Genomic DNA, 24,381 nt, shown 5'->3' on the forward strand with positions numbered 1-24,381 from the left:
CCCCACAGTTGGCGTAACCCGTACTCAGCGGGAGCCCCACGCCGGACTCAGGTCAGCAGCCCCCGCAGCGGGAACGCCGCCCGCCGGGTCGCCAGCACCGCCTGGTCCAGCCGGTCCGCCGGGTCGTACCCGTCCTCCCACGACTTCCACGAGGGGGTACGCCCGTCCGTCATCCGGGCCGGCCCGAGCTGCCGGGTCCGCGCATAGACCTCGTCCCGCCACGACGGGGGAATCACCGACTCGGGGTCCACCGGCGCGTGCGCGGCGATCCCCACCAGATGCGTCCAGGACCGCGGCACCACGTCCACCACCGCGTAACCGCCCCCGCCGAGCGCCACCCAGCGCCCATCGTCCGCGTACTCATGCGCCAGATCGTGGCAGGCCGCCATCACGGCCCGCTGCGCGTCCAGCGACACCGCGAGATGGGCCAGCGGGTCCTCGAAATGCGTATCGGCCCCGTGCTGCGTCACCAGCACCTGCGGCCGGAAGTCCGCCAGCAGCTCCGGCACCACCGCGTGGAACGCCCGCAGCCACCCCGCGTCCCCCGTACCGGCCGGCAGCGCCACATTCACCGCACCGCCCTCACCCGCCCCGGCACCGGTCTCCTCCGGCCAGCCGGTCTGCGGGAACAGCGTCCGCGGGTGCTCGTGCAGCGAGATGGTCAGAACCCGCGGGTCCTCCCAGAAGGCCGCCTGCACCCCGTCGCCGTGGTGCACGTCCACATCGACGTACGCGACCCGCTCCGCACCCAGCTCCAGCAACCGCGCGATGGCGAGCGCCGGGTCGTTGTAGATGCAGAAACCCGCGGCCCCGCCGGGCATGGCGTGATGCAGTCCGCCGGCGAAGTTCACCGCATGCCCGGTCTCGCCCCGCCACACCGCCTCGGCCGCCGCCACCGACTGCCCGGCGATCAGCGCCGACACCTCGTGCATCCCGGCGAACGCCGGATCGTCGACCGTCCCGATTCCGTACTTCTGATCGGCGCTCCGCGGATCGGCGGAGGCCGCGCGCACCGCCGCCACGTAGTCCGGGCGGTGCACGAGCCGCAGCGTGGATTCCCCGGCGGGCTTGGCGGACACCACGTCCACCGCCCGGTCGAGACCGAACGCCCGCACCAGCCCCATCGTCAGGGCAAGTCTGACCGGGTCCATGGGATGGCTGTCCCCGAAGTCGTATCCCGTTACTGCGTCATCCCACATCAACTGTGCGCGGCCGCTCATGCCCGCCACCGTATCGGGCAGGTTCCGCGCCGAACGACTTGGCGTACACAAGGATCACGAGCACCAGAACCATCGGTACGAGCATCGCGCCCCGGTAGCTCCAGGCGTCCCCGAGCGCCCCCACCAGGGGCGAGCCGACGAGGAAGCCGACATAGTTGAAGATGTTCAGCCGGGCGATCGCGGTGTCGCTCGCCCCGGGGAACATCCGCCCCGCCGCCGCGAACGTCTGCGGCACGATCACACACAGCCCGAGCCCCAGCATGGTGAACCCGAGCATCCCCACCCAGGCCCCGCCCGCGACAGCCACCACAGCGAACCCGGCAGCGGCCAGCACACTCCCGGACCGCACCACGGCCACCGCCCCGAACCGCCGCACCCCGAAGTCCCCGACGGCCCGCCCCAGCAGCGTCGTCACCATGTAGACGTTGTACGGAACGGTGGAGAGCTGCTCCGAGCTCCCCAGCACGTCCTGCAGATACTTCGCGCTCCAGTTGGAGACCGTCGAGTCCCCGATGTACGCGAAGCTCATCACCAGACAGAGGGGCATCAGCAGCTTGAAGGAGACCGAGCCGGCCTTCCCCCCGGCCGCACCCTCCTGCTCCTCCTCCTGCGTTCCCTCGATGTACCACCGGCTCGCGACGAACGCGGCGGGCAGCAGCACCACGACCACCGGCAGGTACGAGACCAGCAGGGAAAGATCCCAGTGCGCCCCGGCCCATGCCATCGACGCCCCGGCGATCCCGCCCAGGCTGTACGCGGCATGGAAGCCGAGCATGATGGAACGCCCGTACGCCCGCTGAAGGCTGACCCCCATCATGTTCATGGAGGCGTCCAGCGCGCCGACGGACAGCCCGAACACGCCGAGCGCCAGGGCCGCCTGCCACAGCTCGCTCCCGGCCCCGACCCCGAGCAGGGCAAGCAGCACGACGGGCTGCGCCCACCGCAGAACCACCCTCGGCCGCACCCTGGCGACCACCTTCTCGGTGACCACGCTGCCCACACCGGCCAGGATCGGCACGGCGGCGAGGAACACGGGCAGCAGGCCGTCGGATATCCCGTACCGGTCCTGAATGGCGGGGATCCGCGTCACGAGGAGAGCGAAGGTGACGCCTTGCACGAAGAAGCTCAACGCAAGAGAGGCTCTGCCGTGCCGCAAACGTGCATCTGTCATGGGCGCGAGCGTAGAGCCAGTTTCTACCCATGGGTAGATGTGTCAGGCAAGCAATTCCCGCAGCTGTCCCATGTCGGAGAAATGCCCGGTCACCCCGGCCAGCCGGTCCGCCGGCATCATCGACGTGAACCCGTACACATCCATGCCCGCGGCCCTGGCCGCCTCCACTCCGAGCGGGCTGTCCTCGATGACGACACACCGCTCGGGTGCCACGCCCATCTGCGCGGCGGCGTGCAGGAACAGGTCGGGCGCGGGCTTCCCCCGGCCGACATCCTCCGCGCTGAAGATCCACTCCTCCTCGAACCACTGGTCGAGCCCGGTCCTGCGGTGCCCGACCCGGATCCGCTCGTGGCTGCCGGAGGACGCGACGCAGTACGGGATCCCGTCGGCGACGAGCTTCCCCAGCACGTCCTCGACACCGGGGACGGGTTCCAGCTCCTGCTGGAAAGCGGCGAAGATCCGTGAGTGGAGCGTGTCGTCGAAGTCCGCGGGCAGCTTCTCCCCGCCCCTCTCCTCGACGAGATCGTGCACCCGGTGCACGGCGGCCCCCATGTAGTCGCGGACGGACTCCTCGTACGAGGTGGGGTGTCCGAGCTCGGTGAGGTAGCCGGCCAGGATGGTGTTGGAGATCGGCTCGCTGTCCACGAGCACACCGTCGTTGTCGAAGATGACAAGGTCGTAGCGCATGGAACGACCTTAAACCGTCAGAACGCAGAAAAGCCCCGTGCCACAAGGGCACGGGGCTTTTCCACAATGATTGTTCGGCGGCGTCCTACTCTCCCACAGGGTCCCCCCTGCAGTACCATCGGCGCTGAAAGGCTTAGCTTCCGGGTTCGGAATGTAACCGGGCGTTTCCCTAACGCAATGACCACCGAAACACTATGAAATTAACCAACACCGGATAAAAACACGGCCGTTCGTTATTTCAGAACTAACACAGTGGACGCGAGCAACTGAGGACAAGCCCTCGGCCTATTAGTACCAGTCAGCTCCACCCGTTACCGGGCTTCCACATCTGGCCTATCAACCCAGTCGTCTACTGGGAGCCTTAACCCCTCAAGAGGGTGGGAATACTCATCTCGAAGCAGGCTTCCCGCTTAGATGCTTTCAGCGGTTATCCTTTCCGAACGTAGCCAACCAGCCATGCCCTTGGCAGGACAACTGGCACACCAGAGGTTCGTCCGTCCCGGTCCTCTCGTACTAGGGACAGCCCTTCTCAATATTCCTACGCGCACAGCGGATAGGGACCGAACTGTCTCACGACGTTCTAAACCCAGCTCGCGTACCGCTTTAATGGGCGAACAGCCCAACCCTTGGGACCGACTCCAGCCCCAGGATGCGACGAGCCGACATCGAGGTGCCAAACCATCCCGTCGATATGGACTCTTGGGGAAGATCAGCCTGTTATCCCCGGGGTACCTTTTATCCGTTGAGCGACAGCGCTTCCACAAGCCACTGCCGGATCACTAGTCCCGACTTTCGTCCCTGCTCGACCCGTCGGTCTCACAGTCAAGCTCCCTTGTGCACTTACACTCAACACCTGATTGCCAACCAGGCTGAGGGAACCTTTGGGCGCCTCCGTTACTCTTTAGGAGGCAACCGCCCCAGTTAAACTACCCATCAGACACTGTCCCTGATCCGGATCACGGACCCAGGTTAGACATCCAGCACGACCAGAGTGGTATTTCAACGACGACTCCACAACCACTGGCGTGGCCGCTTCAAAGTCTCCCACCTATCCTACACAAGCCGAACCGAACACCAATATCAAACTATAGTAAAGGTCCCGGGGTCTTTCCGTCCTGCTGCGCGAAACGAGCATCTTTACTCGTAGTGCAATTTCACCGGGCCTATGGTTGAGACAGTCGAGAAGTCGTTACGCCATTCGTGCAGGTCGGAACTTACCCGACAAGGAATTTCGCTACCTTAGGATGGTTATAGTTACCACCGCCGTTTACTGGCGCTTAAGTTCTCAGCTTCGCCGACCCGAAAGTCAGCTAACCGGTCCCCTTAACGTTCCAGCACCGGGCAGGCGTCAGTCCGTATACATCGCCTTACGGCTTCGCACGGACCTGTGTTTTTAGTAAACAGTCGCTTCTCGCTGGTCTCTGCGGCCACCCCCAGCTCACCGAGTAAATCGGATCACCAGTGATGGCCCCCCTTCTCCCGAAGTTACGGGGGCATTTTGCCGAGTTCCTTAACCATAGTTCACCCGAACGCCTCGGTATTCTCTACCTGACCACCTGAGTCGGTTTAGGGTACGGGCCGCCATGAAACTCGCTAGAGGCTTTTCTCGACAGCATAGGATCATCCACTTCACCACAATCGGCTCGGCATCAGGTCTCAGCCTTAATGTGTGACGGATTTACCTACCACACGGCCTACACCCTTACCCCGGGACTACCACCGCCCGGGCTGGACTACCTTCCTGCGTCACCCCATCGCTTACCTACTACAAGTCTGGTTCATCGGCTCCACCACTACCCTCAACTCCGAAGAGATCGGGCCGGCTTCACGGACTTAGCATCGCCTGATTCAGTACTGGGCGTTTCAAAGCGGGTACCGGAATATCAACCGGTTGTCCATCGACTACGCCTGTCGGCCTCGCCTTAGGTCCCGACTTACCCTGGGCAGATCAGCTTGACCCAGGAACCCTTAGTCAATCGGCGCACACGTTTCTCACGTGTGTATCGCTACTCATGCCTGCATTCTCACTCGTGAACCGTCCACAACTCGCTTCCGCGGCTGCTTCACCCGGCACACGACGCTCCCCTACCCATCCCAGCCCCCGTTGGGGGTACATGCTGGAATGACACGACTTCGGCGGTACGCTTGAGCCCCGCTACATTGTCGGCGCGGAATCACTTGACCAGTGAGCTATTACGCACTCTTTCAAGGGTGGCTGCTTCTAAGCCAACCTCCTGGTTGTCTCTGCGACTCCACATCCTTTCCCACTTAGCGTACGCTTAGGGGCCTTAGTCGATGCTCTGGGCTGTTTCCCTCTCGACCATGGAGCTTATCCCCCACAGTCTCACTGCCGTGCTCTCACTTACCGGCATTCGGAGTTTGGCTAAGGTCAGTAACCCGGTAGGGCCCATCGCCTATCCAGTGCTCTACCTCCGGCAAGAAACACACGACGCTGCACCTAAATGCATTTCGGGGAGAACCAGCTATCACGGAGTTTGATTGGCCTTTCACCCCTAACCACAGGTCATCCCCCAGGTTTTCAACCCTGGTGGGTTCGGTCCTCCACGAAGTCTTACCTCCGCTTCAACCTGCCCATGGCTAGATCACTCCGCTTCGGGTCTTGAGCGCGCTACTAAATCGCCCTATTCGGACTCGCTTTCGCTACGGCTTCCCCACACGGGTTAACCTCGCAACACACCGCAAACTCGCAGGCTCATTCTTCAAAAGGCACGCAGTCACGACGCACCGAGTAAACTCGATGCGCGACGCTCCCACGGCTTGTAGGCACACGGTTTCAGGTACTATTTCACTCCGCTCCCGCGGTACTTTTCACCATTCCCTCACGGTACTATCCGCTATCGGTCACTAGGGAATATTTAGGCTTAACGGGTGGTCCCGCCAGATTCACACGGGATTTCTCGGGCCCCGTGCTACTTGGGTGTCTCTTAAACGAGCCGTTGATGTTTCAGCTACGGGGGTCTTACCCTCTACGCCGGACCTTTCGCATGTCCTTCGCCTACATCAACGGTTTCTGACTCGTCTCATGGCCGGCAGACCATGAAAAAGAGATCCCACAACCCCGCATGCGCAACCCCTGCCGGGTATCACACGCATACGGTTTGGCCTGATCCAGTTTCGCTCGCCACTACTCCCGGAATCACGGTTGTTTTCTCTTCCTGAGGGTACTGAGATGTTTCACTTCCCCTCGTTCCCTCCACACTGCCTATGTGTTCAGCAGCGGGTGACAGCCCATGACGACTGCCGGGTTTCCCCATTCGGAAACCCCCGGATCAAAGCTTGGTTGACAGCTCCCCGGGGACTATCGTGGCCTCCCACGTCCTTCATCGGTTCCTAGTGCCAAGGCATCCACCGTGCGCCCTTAAAAACTTGGCCACAGATGCTCGCGTCCACTGTGCAGTTCTCAAACAACGACCAGCCACCCATCACCCCGTTCCGAAGAACGAGTGCACTGGGGCCGGCAACCGAAGGACGACCTTTACGGCCGTACCTTCAGATACCCAACAGCGTGCCCGACACAATCAACCCGTTTACGCTTTCCACGCCGAAGCAGTACTTACGAAAACCAGCCAACCGTGCCGAATAGTCAACGTTCCACCCATGAGCTAACCACCGCCGAACATTTGCCGGCGTAGTGGCTCTGGATTCCTTGCGGAATCTAGATGCTCCTTAGAAAGGAGGTGATCCAGCCGCACCTTCCGGTACGGCTACCTTGTTACGACTTCGTCCCAATCGCCAGTCCCACCTTCGACAGCTCCCTCCCACAAGGGGTTGGGCCACCGGCTTCGGGTGTTACCGACTTTCGTGACGTGACGGGCGGTGTGTACAAGGCCCGGGAACGTATTCACCGCAGCAATGCTGATCTGCGATTACTAGCAACTCCGACTTCATGGGGTCGAGTTGCAGACCCCAATCCGAACTGAGACCGGCTTTTTGAGATTCGCTCCGCCTCGCGGCATCGCAGCTCATTGTACCGGCCATTGTAGCACGTGTGCAGCCCAAGACATAAGGGGCATGATGACTTGACGTCGTCCCCACCTTCCTCCGAGTTGACCCCGGCAGTCTCCTGTGAGTCCCCATCACCCCGAAGGGCATGCTGGCAACACAGAACAAGGGTTGCGCTCGTTGCGGGACTTAACCCAACATCTCACGACACGAGCTGACGACAGCCATGCACCACCTGTATACCGACCACAAGGGGGGCACCATCTCTGATGCTTTCCGGTATATGTCAAGCCTTGGTAAGGTTCTTCGCGTTGCGTCGAATTAAGCCACATGCTCCGCTGCTTGTGCGGGCCCCCGTCAATTCCTTTGAGTTTTAGCCTTGCGGCCGTACTCCCCAGGCGGGGAACTTAATGCGTTAGCTGCGGCACCGACGACGTGGAATGTCGCCAACACCTAGTTCCCAACGTTTACGGCGTGGACTACCAGGGTATCTAATCCTGTTCGCTCCCCACGCTTTCGCTCCTCAGCGTCAGTAATGGCCCAGAGATCCGCCTTCGCCACCGGTGTTCCTCCTGATATCTGCGCATTTCACCGCTACACCAGGAATTCCGATCTCCCCTACCACACTCTAGCCTGCCCGTATCGACTGCAGACCCGGGGTTAAGCCCCGGGCTTTCACAACCGACGCAACAAGCCGCCTACGAGCTCTTTACGCCCAATAATTCCGGACAACGCTTGCGCCCTACGTATTACCGCGGCTGCTGGCACGTAGTTAGCCGGCGCTTCTTCTGCAGGTACCGTCACTTTCGCTTCTTCCCTGCTGAAAGAGGTTTACAACCCGAAGGCCGTCATCCCTCACGCGGCGTCGCTGCATCAGGCTTTCGCCCATTGTGCAATATTCCCCACTGCTGCCTCCCGTAGGAGTCTGGGCCGTGTCTCAGTCCCAGTGTGGCCGGTCGCCCTCTCAGGCCGGCTACCCGTCGTCGCCTTGGTAGGCCATTACCCCACCAACTAGCTGATAGGCCGCGGGCTCATCCTTCACCGCCGGAGCTTTTAACCATCCCCCATGAGAGGGAAAGTGTTATCCGGTATTAGACCCCGTTTCCAGGGCTTGTCCCAGAGTGAAGGGCAGATTGCCCACGTGTTACTCACCCGTTCGCCACTAATCCACCCCGAAGGGCTTCATCGTTCGACTTGCATGTGTTAAGCACGCCGCCAGCGTTCGTCCTGAGCCAGGATCAAACTCTCCGTGAATGTTTTCCCGTAATCGGGTAGACACCACGAGAGCGGAACGACCATGTCGGAATATGACCGGTCGTCCACTGAATCCTCGCTGTGTGCATTGCCTACCAGGCCAGTGGCCTCGTAGGACTTTCAAAGGAACCTCGAACCTGCCGAAGCAGGTCGGGGTATCAACGTATCTGGCGTTGACTTTTGGCACGCTGTTGAGTTCTCAAGGAACGGACGCTTCCTTTGTACTCACCCTCGCGGGCTTTCCTCCGGGCGCTTCCCTTCGGTCTTGCGTTTCCGACTCTATCAGACTCTTTCATGTCCGATTCCCGGTCGAAGCGGGTTTCGCTTTCCAGTTCTTCGCTTTCGCGTTTCCCTTTCCGGCGAGTCCGACTCTATCAGATCCTTTCGGGCCTGATTCCCAGTCAGTGGGGCTTGTCTTCCCGGCTGTTGGGCCGTTCCGACGAGTGAGACATTAGCGGAATCCAGGGCCTCGACGCTAATCGGGGTCACGCTCCTTCGAGCGCGGATTCCTCATTACGCAAATGCGCACAGAGAGGCAGGCGACAGCTGTCGCTCGCTCGATGTGGTTACTGCGGAATGGCTGTCCGGGGACCGACCGGGGTCGGCGCTCACGTCGGACAACTCGGAGCACACTACGGATGTGGACGGGGTGTGTCAACCCTGGTCCCTGCCGGGGAGCGGTGGAAGGCGAGGCGGTAGTCGCGGGGGCTGGTGCCCAGGTGGGTGGCGAAGTGCTGCCGCATGGTGATCTCGCTGCCGAAGCCCGTGCGGCGGGCCACCTCGGGCAGGGCGAGGTCGGTGCGCTCCAGGAGCTTCTGAGCTGCGGCGATGCGCTGGGTGATCAGCCAGCGCACCGGAGTGGTCCCGGTGGTCGCCTGGAAGTGGCGGGCGAAGGAACGCGCGGACATCCCGGCCCGGGCCGCGAGATCCGCCACCGTGTGCGGTTGCGCCAGATGGGTCAGTGCGAAGGCCCGTACGGCAGCGAGCGTGTCGGCGTCGCGGTCCGTGTGCGGGACGGGGTGCTCGATGAACTGGGCCTGTGTGCCGGTGCGGAAGGGGGCCGTGACCATCGAGCGGGCGATCGTCGCCGCGGCCTCGGCGCCCTGGGCCGTCCGTACGAGATGGAGGCAGAGGTCGATGCCGGCTGCCGTGCCGGCGGATGTCCAGAGGTTGTCGTCGTGGACGAACAAGGCATCGGGGACGACGGTCACCGCGGGGTGGCGGGTGCGCAGGAGGTCGGTGAGGTTCCAGTGGGTGACGGCCCGGCGGCCGTCGAGGAGGCCTGCCTGGGCGAGCGTGAAGGCGCCTCCGCAGAGGGCGGCGATCGGCGTGGCGCGGGCGTGGGCGCGGCGCAGGGCCTCGAGGACGGGTCCCGGGGCCGGGGTCACATGGTCGTCGAGGCCCGGGACGACGATCAGGTCGGCTCGGGCCAGCCAGTTCAGCGTGCGGTCGGGGGTCAGGGAGAGTCCGCCGCGCAAGGGAATGGGGGCGGGGGTGGCCGCCGTGCGGCGCAGGACGAAGGGCGGGACGCCGCGGTCCGTGCGGTCCACACCCCAGACCTCCGTGATGACCGAGACATCGAACGCCCGGATGCCGGGGAAGGCCACGAGGGCGATCCGGGCGGGGGTGCGGTGAGGTGTCTGGGGCGTGGACATGGTGGCAGTAAAGCATCGGTCGATGGCTTTCCGACCTCTGGGCGGGCGGGATTCGCGGCGGCAGGATCGTGGTCATGGAGATTACGCAGAACGCGGCGCTGGTCGTGGTGGACGTACAGGCGGGATTCGAGGAGGAGGCGTACTGGGGGCCTCGGAACAATCCCGCGGCGGACGGGAACATCGCCGGGCTCATCGACGCCTGGCAGGCGAGCGGGCGGCCGGTCGTCTTCGTACGGCATGACTCGCCCAAGCCGGATTCGCCGTTGCGGGTGGGATATCCGGGGAACGACTTCAAGGCGTACGTGGAGGAACGGCGGGGGAAGGGCGGGGGGCCCGAGCTGTTGGTGACGAAGAGCGTGAACTCGGCGTTCTACGGGACGCCGGATCTGGGGGCGTGGCTGGGTGCCGCTGGGATCGGGCAGATCGTGGTGGCCGGGATCCAGACCAATATGTGCGCGGAGACGACGGCGCGGATGGCGGGGAACCTGGGTTACGAGGTGTTCTTCGCGCTCGATGCGACGTACACCTTCGACGGGGCGGGGCCGTGGGGGTGGACGCTGGGCGCGGAGGAGCTGGCGCGGGCCACCGCCGTGTCGCTGCACGGCGGTGGGTTCGCGAAGGTGGTGCGCAGCGCGGAGCTGATCGCTGCCGCCGCGGAGTAGGTCAGCCGTTGCCGGAGGCGAGCTCGCGGCTGCGGTCGCGGGCGGCCTCCAGGGCGGCGATGAGGGCGGCGCGTACGCCGTGGTTCTCCAGTTCGCGGATGGCGCTGATGGTGGTGCCGGCCGGGCTGGTGACGGCTTCGCGGAGCTTGACCGGGTGCTCACCGCTGTCGCGGAGCATCACGGCGGCGCCGATGGCGGCCTGCACGATGAGGTCGTGGGCCTGGGCGCGGGGCAGGCCGAGCAGGATGCCGGCGTCCGTCATCGCCTCGACGAGGAAGTAGAAGTACGCGGGGCCCGAGCCGGAGAGGGCGGTGGCCGCGTCCTGCTGGGACTCGGGGACGCGCAGGGTCTTGCCGACGCCCCCGAAGATCGTCTCGGTGGTGGCGAGGTGGTCGGTGGTGGCGTGGCTGCCCGCGGAGATGACGGACATGCCCTCGTCGACCAGGACGGGGGTGTTCGGCATGACCCGGACCACCGGGGTGCCCGTGGTCAGGCGCTCCTCGATGAACGCGGTCGTGATGCCGGCCGCGGCGCTGATGACCAGGCGGTCGGCGGTGATGTGCGCGGAGAGTTCGTCCAGGAGGCGGCCCATGTCCTGGGGCTTGACCGCCAGGATCAGGATGTCGGCACGCTTGGCGGCCTCGGCGTTGGTGACCGCGTCGACGCCGTAGCGGTCGTGGAGCTCCGCGGCGCGCTCGGAGCGGCGGGTGGTGACCAGCAGGTTCCCCGGGCGCCAGCCGGCCCGGATCATCCCGCTGAGGAGGGCCTCGCCGATCTTGCCGGTGCCGAGGACTGCAACTGTCTGGGTCATGCGGTTCACCCTCCGGGCGGTGCTCGCTGTGCGCGGTGCTCAGTACTCGTACCCGTCATCCTCGCACCGGCCCGTCAGGCGGTGCGGCGGCGGAGGGTGGCCGCGCCGAGGCCGAGGACGAGGAGGGCGCAGCCGGCCACGATCGCGATGTCGCGGACGAAGTCGCCGGTGATCGCGGCGTGGTGGCGGACCTCGTTCATGCCGTCGACGGCGTACGACATGGGCAGGACGTTCGAGATCGCTTCGAGGACGGGTGCCATCCGGTCGCGGGCGATGAAGAGTCCGCAGAGCAGGAGCTGCGGGAAGATCACCGCCGGCATGAACTGGACGGCCTGGAACTCGGAGGCCGCGAAGGCCGAGACGAACAGGCCGAGCGCCGTGCCGAGGAGTGCGTCGAGCAGGGCGACCAGGAGCAGCAGCCACGGCGATCCGGTGACGTCCAGGCCGAGGGCCCAGACCGAGAGGCCCGTGGCCAGGAGCGACTGGACGATGGCGACGGCGCCGAAGGCGAGGGCGTAGCCGGCGATCAGGTCGCCCTTGCCGAGCGGCATGGCGAGGAGCCGTTCCAGGGTGCCCGAGGTGCGTTCGCGCAGCGTGGCGATCGAGGTCACCAGGAACATCGTGATCAGCGGGAAGATGCCGAGGAGCGAGGCGCCGATGGAGTCGAAGGTCTGCGGACTGCCGTCGAAGACGTACCGCAGGAGCGTGATCAGCACGACCGGGATCAGCAGGAGCAGCGCGATGGTGCGGCGGTCGTGGGTCAGCTGGCGCAGGACGCGGGCGGCGGTGGCGAGGGTGCGGGCCGCGGTCAGCGGGGATGTGCCCGGTGCTTTCGGTGCGGTTGCCTGGGTGCTCATCGGGCGTTCTCCTGACGGGTGGCGGCGGCGTCGACCAGGTGGAGGAAGGCCTCTTCGACGGTGTCGGTGCCGGAAGCGGTACGCAGGGCCTCGGGTGTGCCGTCGGCGAGGATCTCGCCCCCGCGCATGAGCAGGAGCCGGTGGCAGCGCTCCGCCTCGTCCATGACGTGGGAGGAGACGAGGAGCGTGGTGCCGCGGTCGGCTGCGAGGCGGTGGAAGAGGTTCCAGAGGTCGCGCCGGAGCACCGGGTCCAGGCCGACGGTGGGTTCGTCGAGGACGAGCAGGTCGGGGGTGCCGAGCAGCGCCACGGCGAGGGAGACGCGGGCCAGCTGGCCGCCGGACAGGGTGCCGGCGAGGGCGTCGGCGTGGCTGGTCAGGTCGACTTCGGTGATGGCGCGGGACACGGCGTCACGGCGGGCGTCCCGGTGCCGGCGGCCCGGCTGGAGGATCGCGGCGAAGTAGCCGAGGTTCTGCCGGACGGTGAGGTCGGTGTAGACGGACGGGGCCTGGGTGACGTATCCGATGCGGGGGCGCAGGGCGGGGTGGCCCGCAGGGCTGCCCAGGACTTCGAGGGTCCCGGTGACCTTGGCCTGGGTGCCGACGACGGCCCGCATGAGGGTGGATTTGCCGCAGCCGGAGGGGCCGAGGAGGCCGGTGATCCTGCCGGGTCCGACGGTGAAGTCGAGGCCCTTCAGGACGGTACGGCTGCCTCGTACGACGGTGAGGCCACGGGCCTCGACGGCGAAGCCCGAAGAATTCATCATGTGATGAATTTTGTTCCCGGCCCTACGCCACCGTCAAGGGACCGCGCACGCACGGAGCCGTTCAGCGGACGTTCCTCGGCGAGGAAGCGCGGGGCGGTGGCGGCCGGGGGGAGGCGGTTGCCGTCACCCTCGCGAACCGTTCCCGGCGGCGGGTCCCGCCTACTTGCGGCGGGCCTTCTTCGCCTTGGCCGTCTTGCGGGCCGCCGGGTTCCCCGTCCGGGCCGAGCGGCGCTTGGCGTACCGGACCTGGGCCGCCTCGTACTCCGTGCGCCGGAGCTTCTCGCCCGGCGCCTCGGTGAACGTACGGAAGAAGTACGCGACCAGCGAGCCGATGAAGCCGATGGTCTTCAGTCCGCGCAGCGTGTCCTCGCGGTCCGGGTCGGCCGGACGGCGGCTGAAGCCCTCCCAGGTCTTGCGGAAGGCGATGGCGCTGCAGATGGCGAACATCAGGACGACCAGCATGCCGACGAAGCTGCCGACATCGGCGATCTCCAGGCCCTGGTAGGCGAACCGCAGCACGAAGCAGGAGGCGACCGCGGCGGCGAGCGAGCCGAGGGAGGCTCCGGCGCGGCGGAGCGCGTAGTTGCCGTCGTGGGCGACCCACGTGGTGCCGAAGAAGCGGATGGGCTCGGGCTGTGGGCCCGGGGCGGTCGCGGGGGTATCGGTGCCCGCCGCGGCGGACTCGGTGGCGCCGGGAGCCGTGCCGTCGGTGGTGTCGCTGTTCTCGCTCACAAGGCCGATTATCCCAGGGGTGCGGCGTAGCCCGGGGCAACGCCGTGCGGCCCCTCCGGAGAGGGGCCGCGGACGGGGTTGGCTCAGCCCAGCTTGGAGACGTCGCGGACGGCGCCGCGGTCCGCGCTCGTCGCCATGGCCGCGTAGGCGCGCAGCGCCGCCGAGACCTTGCGCTCGCGGTTCTTCGGCGCGTACACGCCGTTCAGCGCCTCGCGGCGGGTGGCCAGCTCGGCGTCGGGGACCAGGAGCTCGATCGAGCGGTTCGGGATGTCGATCCGGATCCGGTCGCCGTCCTCGACGAGCGCGATCGTGCCGCCCGACGCCGCCTCGGGCGAGGCGTGGCCGATGGACAGGCCCGACGTACCGCCGGAGAAGCGGCCGTCGGTGACGAGCGCGCAGGTCTTGCCGAGGCCCCGGCCCTTGAGGAAGGAGGTGGGGTAGAGCATCTCCTGCATGCCGGGGCCGCCGCGCGGGCCCTCGTAGCGGATGACGACGACGTCGCCGTGCGTGATCTCCTTGCGGAGGATCTTGTCGACGGCCTCGTCCTGCGACTCGCAGACGACAGCCGGGCCCTCGAAGGTCCAGATCGACTCGTCCACACCGGCCGTCTTCACGACGCAGCCGTCCACGGCGATGTTGCCCTTGAGGACCGCGAGGCCGCCGTCCTTGGAGTACGCGTGCTCCATGTCGCGGATGCAGCCGCCCGCCGCGTCCAGGTCGAGGGTCTCCCAGCGCTCGGACTGCGAGAAGGCGGTCGCGGAACGGACGCAGCCGGGGGCGGCGTGCCAGAGCTCGACGGCCTCCGGGGACGGCGAGCCGCCGCGGATGTCCCAGTTCTTCAGCCACTCGGCGAGCGTGTCCGAGTGCACCGAGTGCACGTCCTCGTTGAGCAGACCGCCGCGGTGGAGCTCACCGAGGAGGGCGGGGATGCCACCGGCCCGGTGGACGTCCTCCATGTAGTACGTGCCGCCGGGGGCCACGTTCGGGGCGACCTTCGACAGGCAGGGGACCCGGCGCGAGACCTCGTTGATGTCGTCGAGGTCGTACGCCAGCTCGGCCTCCTGGGCGGCGGCCAGCAGGTGCAGGATCGTGTTGGTCGAACCGCCCATGGCGATGTCCAGCGCCATGGCGTTGTCGAACGCGGCGCGGCTGCCGATGGCGCGCGGCAGGACCGTCTCGTCGTCCTGCTCGTAGTAGCGCTTGGTGATCTCGACGACCGTGCGGCCGGCGTCCTCGTACAGCGCCTTGCGGGCGGTGTGCGTGGCCAGGACCGAGCCGTTGCCGGGGAGGGAGAGGCCGAGGACCTCGGTCAGGCAGTTCATCGAGTTGGCGGTGAACATGCCGGAACAGCTGCCACAGGTGGGGCAGGCGTTCTCCTCGATGCGGAGGATGTCCTCGTCGGAGATGCTCTCGTCGACCGCGTCGCTGATGGCGTTGACCAGGTCGAGCTTGCGGACCGTGCCGTCGACGAGGGTGGCCTTGCCGGCCTCCATCGGACCGCCGGAGACGAAGACCGTGGGGATGTTGAGGCGCATCGCGGCCATCAGCATGCCCGGGGTGATCTTGTCGCAGTTCGAGATGCAGATCAGGGCGTCGGCGCAGTGCGCCTCGACCATGTACTCGACGCTGTCGGCGATGAGGTCGCGAGAGGGCAGGCTGTAGAGCATCCCCGCGTGGCCCATCGCGATGCCGTCGTCCACCGCGATGGTGTTGAACTCGCGGGGCACCGCGCCCGCCGCCTTGATCGCCTCGGAGACGATCCGGCCGACCGGGGCGAGGTGGGTGTGGCCGGGGACGAACTCGGTGAACGAGTTGGCGACCGCGATGATCGGCTTGCCGATGTCCTCGCTCGCTACGCCCGAGGCGCGCATAAGGGCGCGCGCGCCCGCCATGTTGCGGCCGTGGGTGACAGTGCGGGACCTCAGCTGGGGCATCGTCTCTCGCTCCTTCGACAGAAAAGACTGGTTCCGAGCGTACGCCTCCGGTGCCAGGATCTGGACGGGGTGTCCGTAATGCGGGATTGGGTGCTCAGGGGGTGGGCGGGGGTGGGGTGGGGTGGGGTGGGGTGCGTGCGGGTGTGGGGGTGGCTGCGGGAGGTGGGGGGTTCGGGGCTCTGCCCCGGGCCCCGCTCCTCAATCGCCGGAGGGGCTTGAAATGCCGGGCCGGTCCGGGTCGGCGGAGGGGCTTGAAATGCCGGGGCGGTCCGGATCGGCGGAAGGGCTTGAAATGCCGGGCCGGTCCGGGTCGGCGGAAGGGCTTGAAATGCCGGGCCGGTCCGGATCGGCGGAAGGGCTTGAAATGCCGGGCCGGTCCGGATCGGCGGAAGGGCTTGAAATGCCGGGCCGGTCCGGGTCGGCGGAGGGGCTTGGGTTGTCCGTCAAGTAGCGCTGGAGGGTCGGGGCCACCAGTTCGATGATCTTCTCCGGGTCCGCCGACGCCAGGGGTTCCGCCCGGATCACGTAGCGCAGCATGGCGATCCCCACCATGTGCGAGGCGGCCAGTTCCGCACGGAACGTGGCGTCGGGTACGTCCAGCCGTTCCGCGATCCGCTCCAGCAGCCGGCGCAGGACGAAGCCGCGCAGCACCTTCGCCGCCGCCTCGTGGTTCAGGGCCGACCGCAGGATCGCGAGCAGCGGGGCCCTGGACGCCGGGCTCTCCCATACGGAGATGAAGTAGCGGGCCAGCCGCTCCCCCACACCGTCAGCGCCGTCGCCCAGGATGGCCGGGACCACCAGGGCGGGCTCGAAGGAGATCTCGACCGCGGCGGCGAAGACCTCTTCCTTCGTACCGAAGTAGTGGTGGACGAGCGCGGCGTCCACGCCGGCCGCCCTCGCGATGCCGCGGACCGACGCCTTGTCGTAGCCACGCTCGGCGAACTCGGTGCGGGCCGCCTCCAGGATGCGGGCGCGGGCGTCGGGGCCGGCCGGTTCCGTGGTGCGGGCGGGACGGCCGCGGCGCCTGGGGCGCGGGCCCTCCGCGTCCGCGGTCATGAGCCCGGCACCTGCGCGGACCAGGCGAGGTGCAGCCGGGTGAAGGCGAGCGCCTCGGCGAGGTCGGCCTCTCGTTCGGCGGTGGACATCGCCCGGCGGGTGTTGACCTCGATGACGACATGGCCGTCGAAGCCGGTACGGGCCAGCCGCTCCAGCAGCTCGGCGCAGGGCTGGTCGCCCCGGCCGGGCACCAGGTGCTCGTCCTTGTTGGATCCCTTGCCGTCGGCCAGGTGGACGTGGGCCAGCCGGTCGCCCATCCGGTCGACCATGGCCATGCCGTCCGTACGCGCGGTCGCGGTGTGCGACAGGTCCACCGTGAAGTGCCGGTAGTCGTCGTTGGTGACGTCCCAGTCGGGGGCGTACGCGAGCATCTCGCGGTCCCGGTAGCGCCACGGGTACATGTTCTCGACGGCGAACCGCACATCGGTCTCGTCCGCCATCCGCCAGATCCCGGTGACGAAATCGCGCGCGTACTGGCGCTGCCAGCGAAACGGCGGGTGCACGACGACGGTCGAGGCGCCGAGCTTCTCGGCGGCGGCGCGCGCCCGCTGGAGCTTGACCCACGGATCGGTGGACCAGACGCGCTGGGTGATCAGCAGGCAGGGGGCGTGGACGGCCAGTATCGGCACCTGGTGGTAGTCCGAGAGCCGGCGCAGGGCCTCGATGTCCTGGCTGACGGGGTCGGTCCAGACCATGACCTCGACACCGTCGTACCCCAGGCGCGCGGCGATCTCGAAGGCCGTCGCCGTCGACTCCGGATAGACCGAGGCCGTCGACAGGGCGACCTTCGCATCCGGGATGCGCACCACTGGTTCTGCCACGCAGACAGCGTACGGGCAGCGCTGCGCCCCGCCGAGGGAGCCCGGCGGAAAGTGAGAAGGGCCATGGACCTTCTCCGCCGCTTGCGGGGGCTGTCAGTTCAGGGCCACGTCCTCCCGGGACGTCAGGTGGTCCAGGCGGCGCAGGATCACTCCCTCGCGCAGCGCCCAGGGGCAGATCTCCAGTTCCTCGATGCCCAGCAGGTCCATCGCCCCCTCCGCGACCAGCGCCCCGGCCAGCAGCTGGGCGGACCGCCCCTCGGAGACGCCGGGCAGGTTCCCGCGCTCCTCGGCCGTCATCGCGGCCAGCTTCGGCACCCACTCCTCCAGGGCCTTGCGGCTGAGGGTGCGCTGCACGTACTGCCCCTCGGTGGAACGCGCGGCGCCCGCGATCCTGGCGAGCTGCTTGAAGGTCTTGGAGGTGGCCACGACGTGGTCGGGGCGGCCGATACGGGTGAACTCGCCGACGCTGCGGGCGATCCGCGCCCGTACGTGCCGGCGCAGCGCCTTCACCTCGGCCGGGTCCGGCGGATCGCCCGGCAGCCAGCCGGCCGTGAGGCGTCCGGCGCCCAGCGGCAGCGACACGGCGGCGTCCGGTTCCTCGTCGATGCCGTACGCGATCTCCAGCGAACCGCCGCCGATGTCCAGGACCAGCAGCTTGCCCGCCGACCAGCCGAACCAGCGGCGGGCGGCGAGGAAGGTGAGGCGGGCCTCCTCCGCGCCGCTGAGGACGGCGAGGTCGACCCCCGTCTCGTCCCGCACCCGGGCCAGCACCTTGTCCGCGTTGCTCGCCTCCCGTACCGCCGAGGTGGCGAACGCGAGCACGTCCTCGCAGCCCTTGTCCTCGGCGGCCTGGAGCGCGTCGGCGATCGTCGTCACCAGCCGGTCCACGCCGAGCGGGCCGATCGCCCCGTCCTCGTCGAGGAGTTCGGCCAGGCGCAGTTCCGCCTTGTGCGAGTGCGCGGGCAGCGGGCGGGCGCCGGGGTGCGCGTCCACCACCAGCAGATGAACCGTGTTCGACCCCACGTCGAGGACTCCGAGTCTCATATGCAGAACGCTACTGCGGCTTCGGGCGGGGACGGACCGGCGCACGGTCCCCGCTCATGCGCCGGTCGGTCTTACTCTTGGCGCGTGCCAAAGACGAAAAAGGCGAAGCCGGGCAAAGTCACGAAGAAGCAGAAAACGAAGCAGGAGATGCAGCAGCCGGAAACAAAGGGACCGAACGGGTCCGACGAGACGGGGATCGACTTCGCGCGCGCCTGGGTGGAGTTCCCGGACCCCGCCGACGACGAGCAGGTCTTCCGCTGCGATCTGACCTGGCTGACGTCCAGGTGGACCTGCATCTTCGGCAGTGGCTGCCAGGGCATCCAGGCCGGCCGTGCGGACGACGGGTGCTGCACGCTGGGCGCCCATTTCTCGGACGAGGACGACGAGAAGAGGGTGGCCGGCCATGTCGCCCGGCTCACCCCGGAGCTGTGGCAGTTCCACGACGTGGGCTCGGAGTCGGGCTGGGTGCAGACCGACGACGACGGGGAGCGCCAGACCCGGCGCTGGGAGGGCTCCTGCATCTTCCAGAACCGGCCCGGTTTCGCCGCCGGGGCCGGCTGCTCGCTGCACATCCTGGCGCTGCGGGAGGGCAAGGAGCCCCTCGAGACGAAGCCGGACGTGTGCTGGCAGCTGCCGGTCCGGCGTACGTACGACTGGATCGACCGGCCCGACGACACGCGGGTGCTCCAGGTGTCGATCGGCGAGTACGACCGGCGGGGCTGGGGTCCCGGCGGCCACGACCTGCACTGGTGGTGCACATCGGCCACGTCCGCGCACGGTGCCGGGAAGCCGGTGTACGAGTCCTACCGGCCCGAGCTCACCGAGCTGATGGGCAAGGAGGCGTACGCCCGGCTGGTCGAGCTGTGCGAGGAGCGGCTCTCCTCGCTGCTGCCGATGGCGCCGCATCCGGCGGACCCGGCCCCGTCGGCGTAGGCCGGCGCCGTCGGCGTGGACCGGGCCCGTCGGGCGTAGGCAGGCCGTCCGGTCGGCTCGGCTCGGCGGATCCGGCCCCGCCCCCTACGTAGCCGCGGGGCGCCATCGCCGGTGGCCGGGTCCGTCAGCCGGCCTGCGGCGGGGTGCTCGGGCCCTTGCCCGGGTCGGCCGGGGCCGAGGAACCGGACGGGTCCGGGGACGGGTTCGGACCGGCTGTGTCCGACGGTGTCGGGGTGGGTTCCGTCGGGGTGGGCGAGGGCTCCGTGGGATCCGGGGAGGGGGAGGGCTCCGACGGCTCCGCCGGGACGGGCGGGCGCGGATGGAGCGAACCGTGCGGCTGCGAGGGGCGCGGCGAGGCACCCGACGACGGCGCTTTCCCCCCGTACCCCCGCATCGCCACGACCGACCCCGACGGGGCGATGGTGACGCGGGCCGTCCAGTGTCCGAACGGTGCGCGCGCATGGTCCACCAGGACCCGGATCGTGACGCTCGCGCCCGCGGCGAGCTTCCCGGACGAGCTGCTGAGGCGCAGCCAGGCCTGCCCCGTGGCTGCCGACCAGGAGACGGGGCCCTTCTTCGACGCGGTCAGTGTGATCAGCGTCGTGGAGCCGGACGAACGGGCCTCGACCGTGAGCCTGCCCGCACCGCGCCGTCCCTTGTCGGCACCCGGGCCCGTGTCCGAGCCGATGACCTCGGCCGAGACGTCCGGGAGACCGGCGCCGTCCGTGAAGCGGGGGCCGGACTCCGGGCGGGCGTTGCCGGCGTTCTCGTAGTGGTCGTAGGGGTCGTCGGCCGCGCCGGTGTCCGTCCCGGTCGCGGTGACCCCGGAACCGTCGTGCCCCTCGCCGGTGAGCGGCGCACCCCGGTAGGCGGACCACAGGGCGATCACCGGGGCGGCGACGACCGTGGCGACCACCGTGGTCGTCATGACCCTCGACCGCAGCCGGTCCCGGCGGGCGGCGTGGTCCTTCGGGTCCATCGGGAAGCCCGTGCGGTCGAAACGCGGGGTGGCGGACCGATTCTTCTGATGCTTCTGGGCCTGGATCATGGCCACATAGGCGGTGGGGCGCGGCGCCTCGACCACGGCCAGCACGGCGGCGGGGGTGACGGCTCCCCCCGGCCAGGGTCCCTGGGCGCCGGCCCGCTCGGCGGCGCGGCGGCAGCGCGGGCAGTCGTCCACATGCCGTACGAGCTCGCGGCGCAGGGTGGCGGAGAGCAGCATGCGGTGATCGCCGGTGAGCCTGCCGACCGTGGGGCAGTTGCCCGACTCGACGACGGCCAGGGCGGCCCGGGTCCGTTCCACCTCGCAGGCGGCCGCGGCCAGGAGCTCGCGGGCGGTGGCGGGCTCCAGCCCGAGGACGGCGGCGACCGCGCCCGGAGCGAGCCCGTGCCGTACCGCCAGTTCCAGCGCTTCCCGCTGCTCGGGGGTGGTGCCCGCCGCTTCGGGCCAGGCCAGCCGCGCCAGCTCGCGGCGGTGCGCCTCGGTGGCTGCGGCGGCCTCCAGCGCCGCCGCGGCGGGCGAGGGGGCGGCGGCCTTCGGCGCGTGGGCGGCCGTGGGGGGCGTACGCCGTCCGGCGCGCGCCGCCTGCCCGGCCGGGCCGCGGCGGTCCTCCTCGGCCGGCTGCCTGCGCGAGCGCTGCGCGTCGTGCAGACGGTGCGCCTGGCGGCCCTGCTTCTGCTGGGCGAGCCTGCGCAGACAGGTCCACCTGGCCAGGGCGTACAGCCAGGTTCTGCGTTCCTCCTCGCCCGTGGGGCACCGCCCGCCCTGCCGCTCCGCCAGCGCGAGGACGCCGCCGAGCGCCTCGGTGGCGGCGTCGTGGTCGCAGAGCACGGAGAGGCAGTACGTGAACAGGCCGTCGAGATGCGGCTCGTAACGGGCGGGCGGCTGCTTCGGCGAGAGGTGGGGCGCGCGGTGCTGCGCCCGGTGTGCGCCGGGAGTGCTCGTGGGGGTGTCCAGCCTGCTGCTCGTCACCTTGCGACCGTAGGCAGGGCAGGGCGTACCCCTCGCGCCCCTTGAGCAGTTTTAACCCTTACGGGTGAACGTATCGCTCGATATGGGACAGGGACCCCTGATTCCTCCGCAGGACGCGCCGCCCGCGCCCCCGCAGGCCCGCGCCGGACTCCGCTGTCCGACCTCACCTATACGGTGGCGCCATGGCTGCCCGTACGAAATCCGCGAAGGACCGGCCGTCCTACCGCTGCACCGAATGCGGCTGGACGACCGCCAAGTGGCTCGGCCGCTGCCCCGAGTGCCAGGCGTGGGGGACGGTCGACGAGTTCGGCGGCGCCCCTGCCGTACGGACCACGGCGGCCGGCCGGGTCTCCACCGCCGCGCTCCCCATCGGCCAGGTCGACAGCCGGCAGGCCACCGCCCGCTCGACGGGCGTGGGCGAGCTGGACCGGGTGCTGGGCGGCGGACTGGTGCCCGGCGCCGTCGTGCTGCTCGCGGGCGAGCCGGGCGTCGGGAAGTCCACCCTGCTGCTGGACGTGGCGGCCAAGGCCGCGAGCGAGGAGCACCGCACGCTCTACGTCACCGCCGAGGAGTCCGCCAGCCAGGTCCGCATGCGCGCCGACCGGATCCGGGCGATCAACGACCATCTGTACCTGGCCGCCGAGACCGACCTGTCCGCGGTCCTGGGCCATCTGGACGCGGTCAAGCCGTCGCTGCTCGTCCTGGACTCCGTGCAGACCGTGGCCTCCCCCGAGATCGAGGGCGCGCCCGGCGGCATGGCGCAGGTCCGCGAGGTCGCGGGAGCGCTCATCCGCGCCTCCAAGGAGCGCGGCATGGCGACCCTGCTGGTCGGCCACGTCACCAAGGACGGGGCGATCGCCGGGCCGCGGCTGCTGGAGCACCTCGTCGATGTGGTGCTCTCCTTCGAGGGCGACCGCCATGCCCGGCTGCGGCTCGTGCGCGGCGTCAAGAACCGGTACGGGGCGACCGACGAGGTCGGCTGCTTCGAGCTCCACGACGAGGGCATCACCGGCCTCGCCGATCCGTCCGGACTCTTCCTCACCCGCCGCGACGAACCCGTGCCCGGCACCTGTCTGACCGTCACCCTGGAGGGCAAGCGCCCGCTGGTCGCCGAGGTGCAGGCGCTCACGGTCGACTCCCAGATCCCCTCGCCCCGGCGCACCACCTCGGGGCTCGAGACGTCCCGGGTGTCGATGATGCTGGCCGTCCTGGAACAGCGCGGCCGGATCAGCTCGCTCGGCAAGCGGGACATCTACAGCGCCACGGTCGGCGGCGTGAAGCTCTCCGAACCGGCCGCGGACCTCGCGATCGCACTGGCGCTGGCCAGCGCGGCGAGCGACACACCGCTGCCCAAGAACCTGGTGGCGATCGGCGAGGTGGGGCTCGCGGGCGAGGTCAGAAGGGTCACGGGCGTTCAGCGCCGGCTGGCCGAGGCGCACCGCCTGGGCTTCACCCACGCGCTGGTTCCGACCGATCCGGGGAAGGTTCCGGCCGGTATGAAGGTCACGGAAGTGGCCAACATGGGCGACGCCCTGAGGGTGCTCCCGCGCCGGTCTCGTACACAGGCCCCCCAGGAGGACAGCGCACGCCGGTAGACTTTGCCCTGGTCTCGCCCGTCCGTACGAACGGTATGAGGGACGTAGGGTCTTTCGTCTGGATCAGGCCTGATCCGGACGAGGGCCCCTGAGGGCACCCAAACCTGTGACCGGAGGAGTGCAGTGGCAGCCAGCGACCGGGCAGCATCGCCCGGAAAGTCCGGCCAAGGCACCGGTATCGAGGCGCTGATGCGCGCCTCGTTGACCGCCGTCGCGCCCGGAATGGCCCTGCGGGACGGCCTGGAGCGCATCCTCCGTGGCAACACCGGGGGTCTGATCGTGCTCGGCATGGACAGGACCGTCGAGTCGATGTGCACCGGCGGCTTCGTGCTGGACGTGGAATTCACCGCGACCCGGCTGCGTGAGCTGGCCAAGCTCGACGGGGCGCTGATCCTCGACAAGGACATGACCAAGATCCTGCGGGCCGGCGTCCAGCTGGTCCCGGACGCCTCCATCCCCACCGAGGAGACGGGCACCCGCCACCGCACGGCGGACCGGGTCTCCAAGCAGTGCAATTTCCCGGTCGTCTCGGTCTCGCAGTCGATGCACCTCATCGCGCTGTACGTGGACGGGGAGCGCCGGGTCCTGGAGGAGTCCGCGGCGATCCTCTCCCGCGCCAATCAGGCCCTGGCCACCCTGGAGCGCTACAAGCTGCGTCTCGACGAGGTCGCGGGCACCCTGTCCGCGCTGGAGATCGAGGACCTGGTGACGGTCCGGGACGTGACCGCGGTCGCCCAGCGTCTGGAGATGGTCCGCCGGATCGCGACCGAGATCGCCGAGTACGTGGTGGAGCTCGGGACCGACGGCCGGCTTCTCTCGCTCCAGCTGGACGAGTTGATCGCGGGCGTGGAGCCGGAGCGCGAGCTGGTCGTGCGCGACTACGTGCCGGAGCCGACCGCGAAGCGCTCGCGCACGGTGGCGGAGGCGCTCACCGAGCTGGACGGGCTGTCCCACACCGAGCTGCTCGAACTCCCCGTCGTGGCACGGGCGCTGGGGTACAGCGGTTCCCCGGAGACCCTCGACTCGGCGGTGTCGCCGCGCGGCTTCCGGCTGCTGGCGAAGGTGCCGCGGCTGCCCGGAGCGATCATCGACCGGCTGGTGGAGCACTTCGGCGGTCTGCAGAAGCTGCTCGCGGCGAGCGTGGACGATCTACAGACGGTGGACGGGGTCGGCGAGGCGCGGGCGCGCAGCGTGCGCGAGGGGCTGTCCCGGCTGGCCGAGTCGTCGATTCTCGAACGGTACGTGTAGCA

Annotated in this window: 16 protein-coding genes, 3 rRNA genes and 1 pseudogene; 4 read left to right on the plus strand and 16 right to left on the minus strand. The window is 68.4% G+C overall.

Annotated elements, in window-relative coordinates:
- Nucleotides 1-47: 47 nt before the first annotated feature.
- From OG782_RS15680 to OG782_RS15710, 7 genes are all read right to left on the minus strand, one after another.
- Nucleotides 48-1,220 carry an acetoin utilization protein AcuC gene (locus OG782_RS15680; protein WP_406451362.1) on the minus strand — a complete coding sequence of 391 codons (1,173 nt, stop codon included), beginning with the start codon at nt 1,218-1,220 and terminating at the stop codon, nt 48-50.
- On the minus strand, nt 1,189-2,391 hold the full coding sequence (locus OG782_RS15685; RefSeq protein ID WP_406451364.1) for an MFS transporter: 1,203 nt from the start codon (nt 2,389-2,391) through the stop codon (nt 1,189-1,191). Before OG782_RS15685 ends, OG782_RS15680 begins: the two co-directional genes overlap by 32 nt.
- 42 nt (nt 2,392-2,433) lie before the next feature.
- A complete protein-coding gene (locus OG782_RS15690; RefSeq protein ID WP_406451366.1) occupies nt 2,434-3,078 on the minus strand; it encodes an HAD family hydrolase in 645 nt (214 codons plus the stop codon).
- Between the two features lie 72 nt (nt 3,079-3,150).
- A 5S ribosomal RNA gene (gene rrf, locus OG782_RS15695) occupies nt 3,151-3,267 on the minus strand.
- A gap of 79 nt (nt 3,268-3,346) precedes the next feature.
- Nucleotides 3,347-6,471 (minus strand): 23S ribosomal RNA (locus OG782_RS15700).
- Nucleotides 6,472-6,769: 298 nt separating this feature from the next.
- Nucleotides 6,770-8,295: ribosomal RNA gene (locus OG782_RS15705) — 16S ribosomal RNA — on the minus strand.
- Together the 16S, 23S and 5S rRNA genes form the textbook arrangement of a ribosomal RNA operon.
- A 632-nt stretch (nt 8,296-8,927) precedes the next feature.
- Nucleotides 8,928-9,950, minus strand: coding sequence for a GlxA family transcriptional regulator (locus OG782_RS15710; protein WP_406451368.1), 1,023 nt, complete (start codon nt 9,948-9,950; stop codon nt 8,928-8,930).
- Nucleotides 9,951-10,024: 74 nt separating this feature from the next.
- Here OG782_RS15710 and OG782_RS15715 point away from each other — a divergent pair, with 74 nt between their 5' ends.
- Nucleotides 10,025-10,612 carry a cysteine hydrolase family protein gene (locus OG782_RS15715; RefSeq protein WP_406451370.1) on the plus strand — a complete coding sequence of 196 codons (588 nt, stop codon included), beginning with the start codon at nt 10,025-10,027 and terminating at the stop codon, nt 10,610-10,612.
- Nucleotide 10,613: 1 nt separating this feature from the next.
- Here OG782_RS15715 and proC read toward each other — a convergent pair whose 3' ends face one another.
- The 8 genes and pseudogenes from proC to OG782_RS15755 form a co-directional block, all read right to left on the minus strand.
- Nucleotides 10,614-11,423, minus strand: a complete 810-nt coding sequence (proC, locus tag OG782_RS15720) for a pyrroline-5-carboxylate reductase (protein ID WP_406451372.1) — start codon at nt 11,421-11,423, stop codon at nt 10,614-10,616.
- A gap of 74 nt (nt 11,424-11,497) precedes the next feature.
- A complete protein-coding gene (locus OG782_RS15725) occupies nt 11,498-12,280 on the minus strand; it encodes an ABC transporter permease (RefSeq protein ID WP_406451374.1) in 783 nt (260 codons plus the stop codon).
- Nucleotides 12,277-13,044: an ABC transporter ATP-binding protein gene (locus tag OG782_RS15730; RefSeq protein ID WP_406451376.1), complete on the minus strand. Its 768-nt coding sequence runs from the start codon at nt 13,042-13,044 to the stop codon at nt 12,277-12,279. Before OG782_RS15730 ends, OG782_RS15725 begins: the two co-directional genes overlap by 4 nt.
- A 159-nt stretch (nt 13,045-13,203) precedes the next feature.
- Nucleotides 13,204-13,776: a hypothetical protein gene (locus tag OG782_RS15735; protein ID WP_406451378.1), complete on the minus strand. Its 573-nt coding sequence runs from the start codon at nt 13,774-13,776 to the stop codon at nt 13,204-13,206.
- An 83-nt stretch (nt 13,777-13,859) separates the two neighbouring features.
- Nucleotides 13,860-15,710 carry a dihydroxy-acid dehydratase gene (ilvD, locus tag OG782_RS15740; protein ID WP_406451380.1) on the minus strand — a complete coding sequence of 617 codons (1,851 nt, stop codon included), beginning with the start codon at nt 15,708-15,710 and terminating at the stop codon, nt 13,860-13,862.
- 438 nt (nt 15,711-16,148) lie between these two features.
- A pseudogene (locus tag OG782_RS15745) lies at nt 16,149-16,766 on the minus strand (TetR family transcriptional regulator); the annotation flags it as partial.
- Nucleotides 16,763-17,587, minus strand: a complete 825-nt coding sequence (locus tag OG782_RS15750) for a sugar phosphate isomerase/epimerase family protein (RefSeq protein WP_406451382.1) — start codon at nt 17,585-17,587, stop codon at nt 16,763-16,765. The pseudogene OG782_RS15745 and the gene OG782_RS15750, both read right to left, overlap by 4 nt.
- Before the next feature lie 93 nt (nt 17,588-17,680).
- On the minus strand, nt 17,681-18,631 hold the full coding sequence (locus OG782_RS15755) for a Ppx/GppA family phosphatase (protein WP_406451384.1): 951 nt from the start codon (nt 18,629-18,631) through the stop codon (nt 17,681-17,683).
- Nucleotides 18,632-18,715: 84 nt separating this feature from the next.
- Here OG782_RS15755 and OG782_RS15760 point away from each other — a divergent pair, with 84 nt between their 5' ends.
- The gene (locus tag OG782_RS15760; RefSeq protein WP_406451386.1) at nt 18,716-19,564 is read left to right on the plus strand and encodes a hypothetical protein; all 849 of its coding nucleotides are present in this window, start codon (nt 18,716-18,718) and stop codon (nt 19,562-19,564) included.
- 124 nt (nt 19,565-19,688) lie between these two features.
- Here the strand turns inward: OG782_RS15760 and OG782_RS15765 are convergent, their stop codons facing one another.
- Nucleotides 19,689-21,536 carry a hypothetical protein gene (locus tag OG782_RS15765; RefSeq protein WP_406451388.1) on the minus strand — a complete coding sequence of 616 codons (1,848 nt, stop codon included), beginning with the start codon at nt 21,534-21,536 and terminating at the stop codon, nt 19,689-19,691.
- Nucleotides 21,537-21,718: 182 nt separating this feature from the next.
- Between OG782_RS15765 and radA the strand changes: the two genes are divergently transcribed.
- Nucleotides 21,719-23,131, plus strand: coding sequence for a DNA repair protein RadA (gene radA / locus OG782_RS15770; RefSeq protein ID WP_406451390.1), 1,413 nt, complete (start codon nt 21,719-21,721; stop codon nt 23,129-23,131).
- A 123-nt stretch (nt 23,132-23,254) separates the two neighbouring features.
- Complete coding sequence (gene disA / locus OG782_RS15775) at nt 23,255-24,379, plus strand: DNA integrity scanning diadenylate cyclase DisA (protein ID WP_406451392.1); 1,125 nt, start codon at nt 23,255-23,257, stop codon at nt 24,377-24,379.
- Nucleotides 24,380-24,381 lie beyond the last annotated feature (2 nt).

The organism is Streptomyces sp. NBC_00876, assembly GCF_045207435.1.
Lineage (GTDB): Bacteria > Actinomycetota > Actinomycetes > Streptomycetales > Streptomycetaceae > Streptomyces.

What these genes read in the sequence shown, in the direction of transcription:
- proC (WP_406451372.1), bottom strand. Translation starts at nt 11,423, where the DNA reads ATGACCCAGACAGTTGCAGTCCTCGGCACCGGCAAGATCGGCGAGGCC.
- OG782_RS15680 (WP_406451362.1), bottom strand. Translation starts at nt 1,220, where the DNA reads ATGAGCGGCCGCGCACAGTTGATGTGGGATGACGCAGTAACGGGATAC.
- OG782_RS15715 (WP_406451370.1), top strand. Translation starts at nt 10,025, where the DNA reads ATGGAGATTACGCAGAACGCGGCGCTGGTCGTGGTGGACGTACAGGCG.
- OG782_RS15730 (WP_406451376.1), bottom strand. Translation starts at nt 13,044, where the DNA reads ATGATGAATTCTTCGGGCTTCGCCGTCGAGGCCCGTGGCCTCACCGTC.
- OG782_RS15710 (WP_406451368.1), bottom strand. Translation starts at nt 9,950, where the DNA reads ATGTCCACGCCCCAGACACCTCACCGCACCCCCGCCCGGATCGCCCTC.
- OG782_RS15755 (WP_406451384.1), bottom strand. Translation starts at nt 18,631, where the DNA reads ATGAGACTCGGAGTCCTCGACGTGGGGTCGAACACGGTTCATCTGCTG.
- radA (WP_406451390.1), top strand. Translation starts at nt 21,719, where the DNA reads ATGGCTGCCCGTACGAAATCCGCGAAGGACCGGCCGTCCTACCGCTGC.
- ilvD (WP_406451380.1), bottom strand. Translation starts at nt 15,710, where the DNA reads ATGCCCCAGCTGAGGTCCCGCACTGTCACCCACGGCCGCAACATGGCG.
- OG782_RS15725 (WP_406451374.1), bottom strand. Translation starts at nt 12,280, where the DNA reads ATGAGCACCCAGGCAACCGCACCGAAAGCACCGGGCACATCCCCGCTG.
- OG782_RS15685 (WP_406451364.1), bottom strand. Translation starts at nt 2,391, where the DNA reads ATGACAGATGCACGTTTGCGGCACGGCAGAGCCTCTCTTGCGTTGAGC.
- OG782_RS15690 (WP_406451366.1), bottom strand. Translation starts at nt 3,078, where the DNA reads ATGCGCTACGACCTTGTCATCTTCGACAACGACGGTGTGCTCGTGGAC.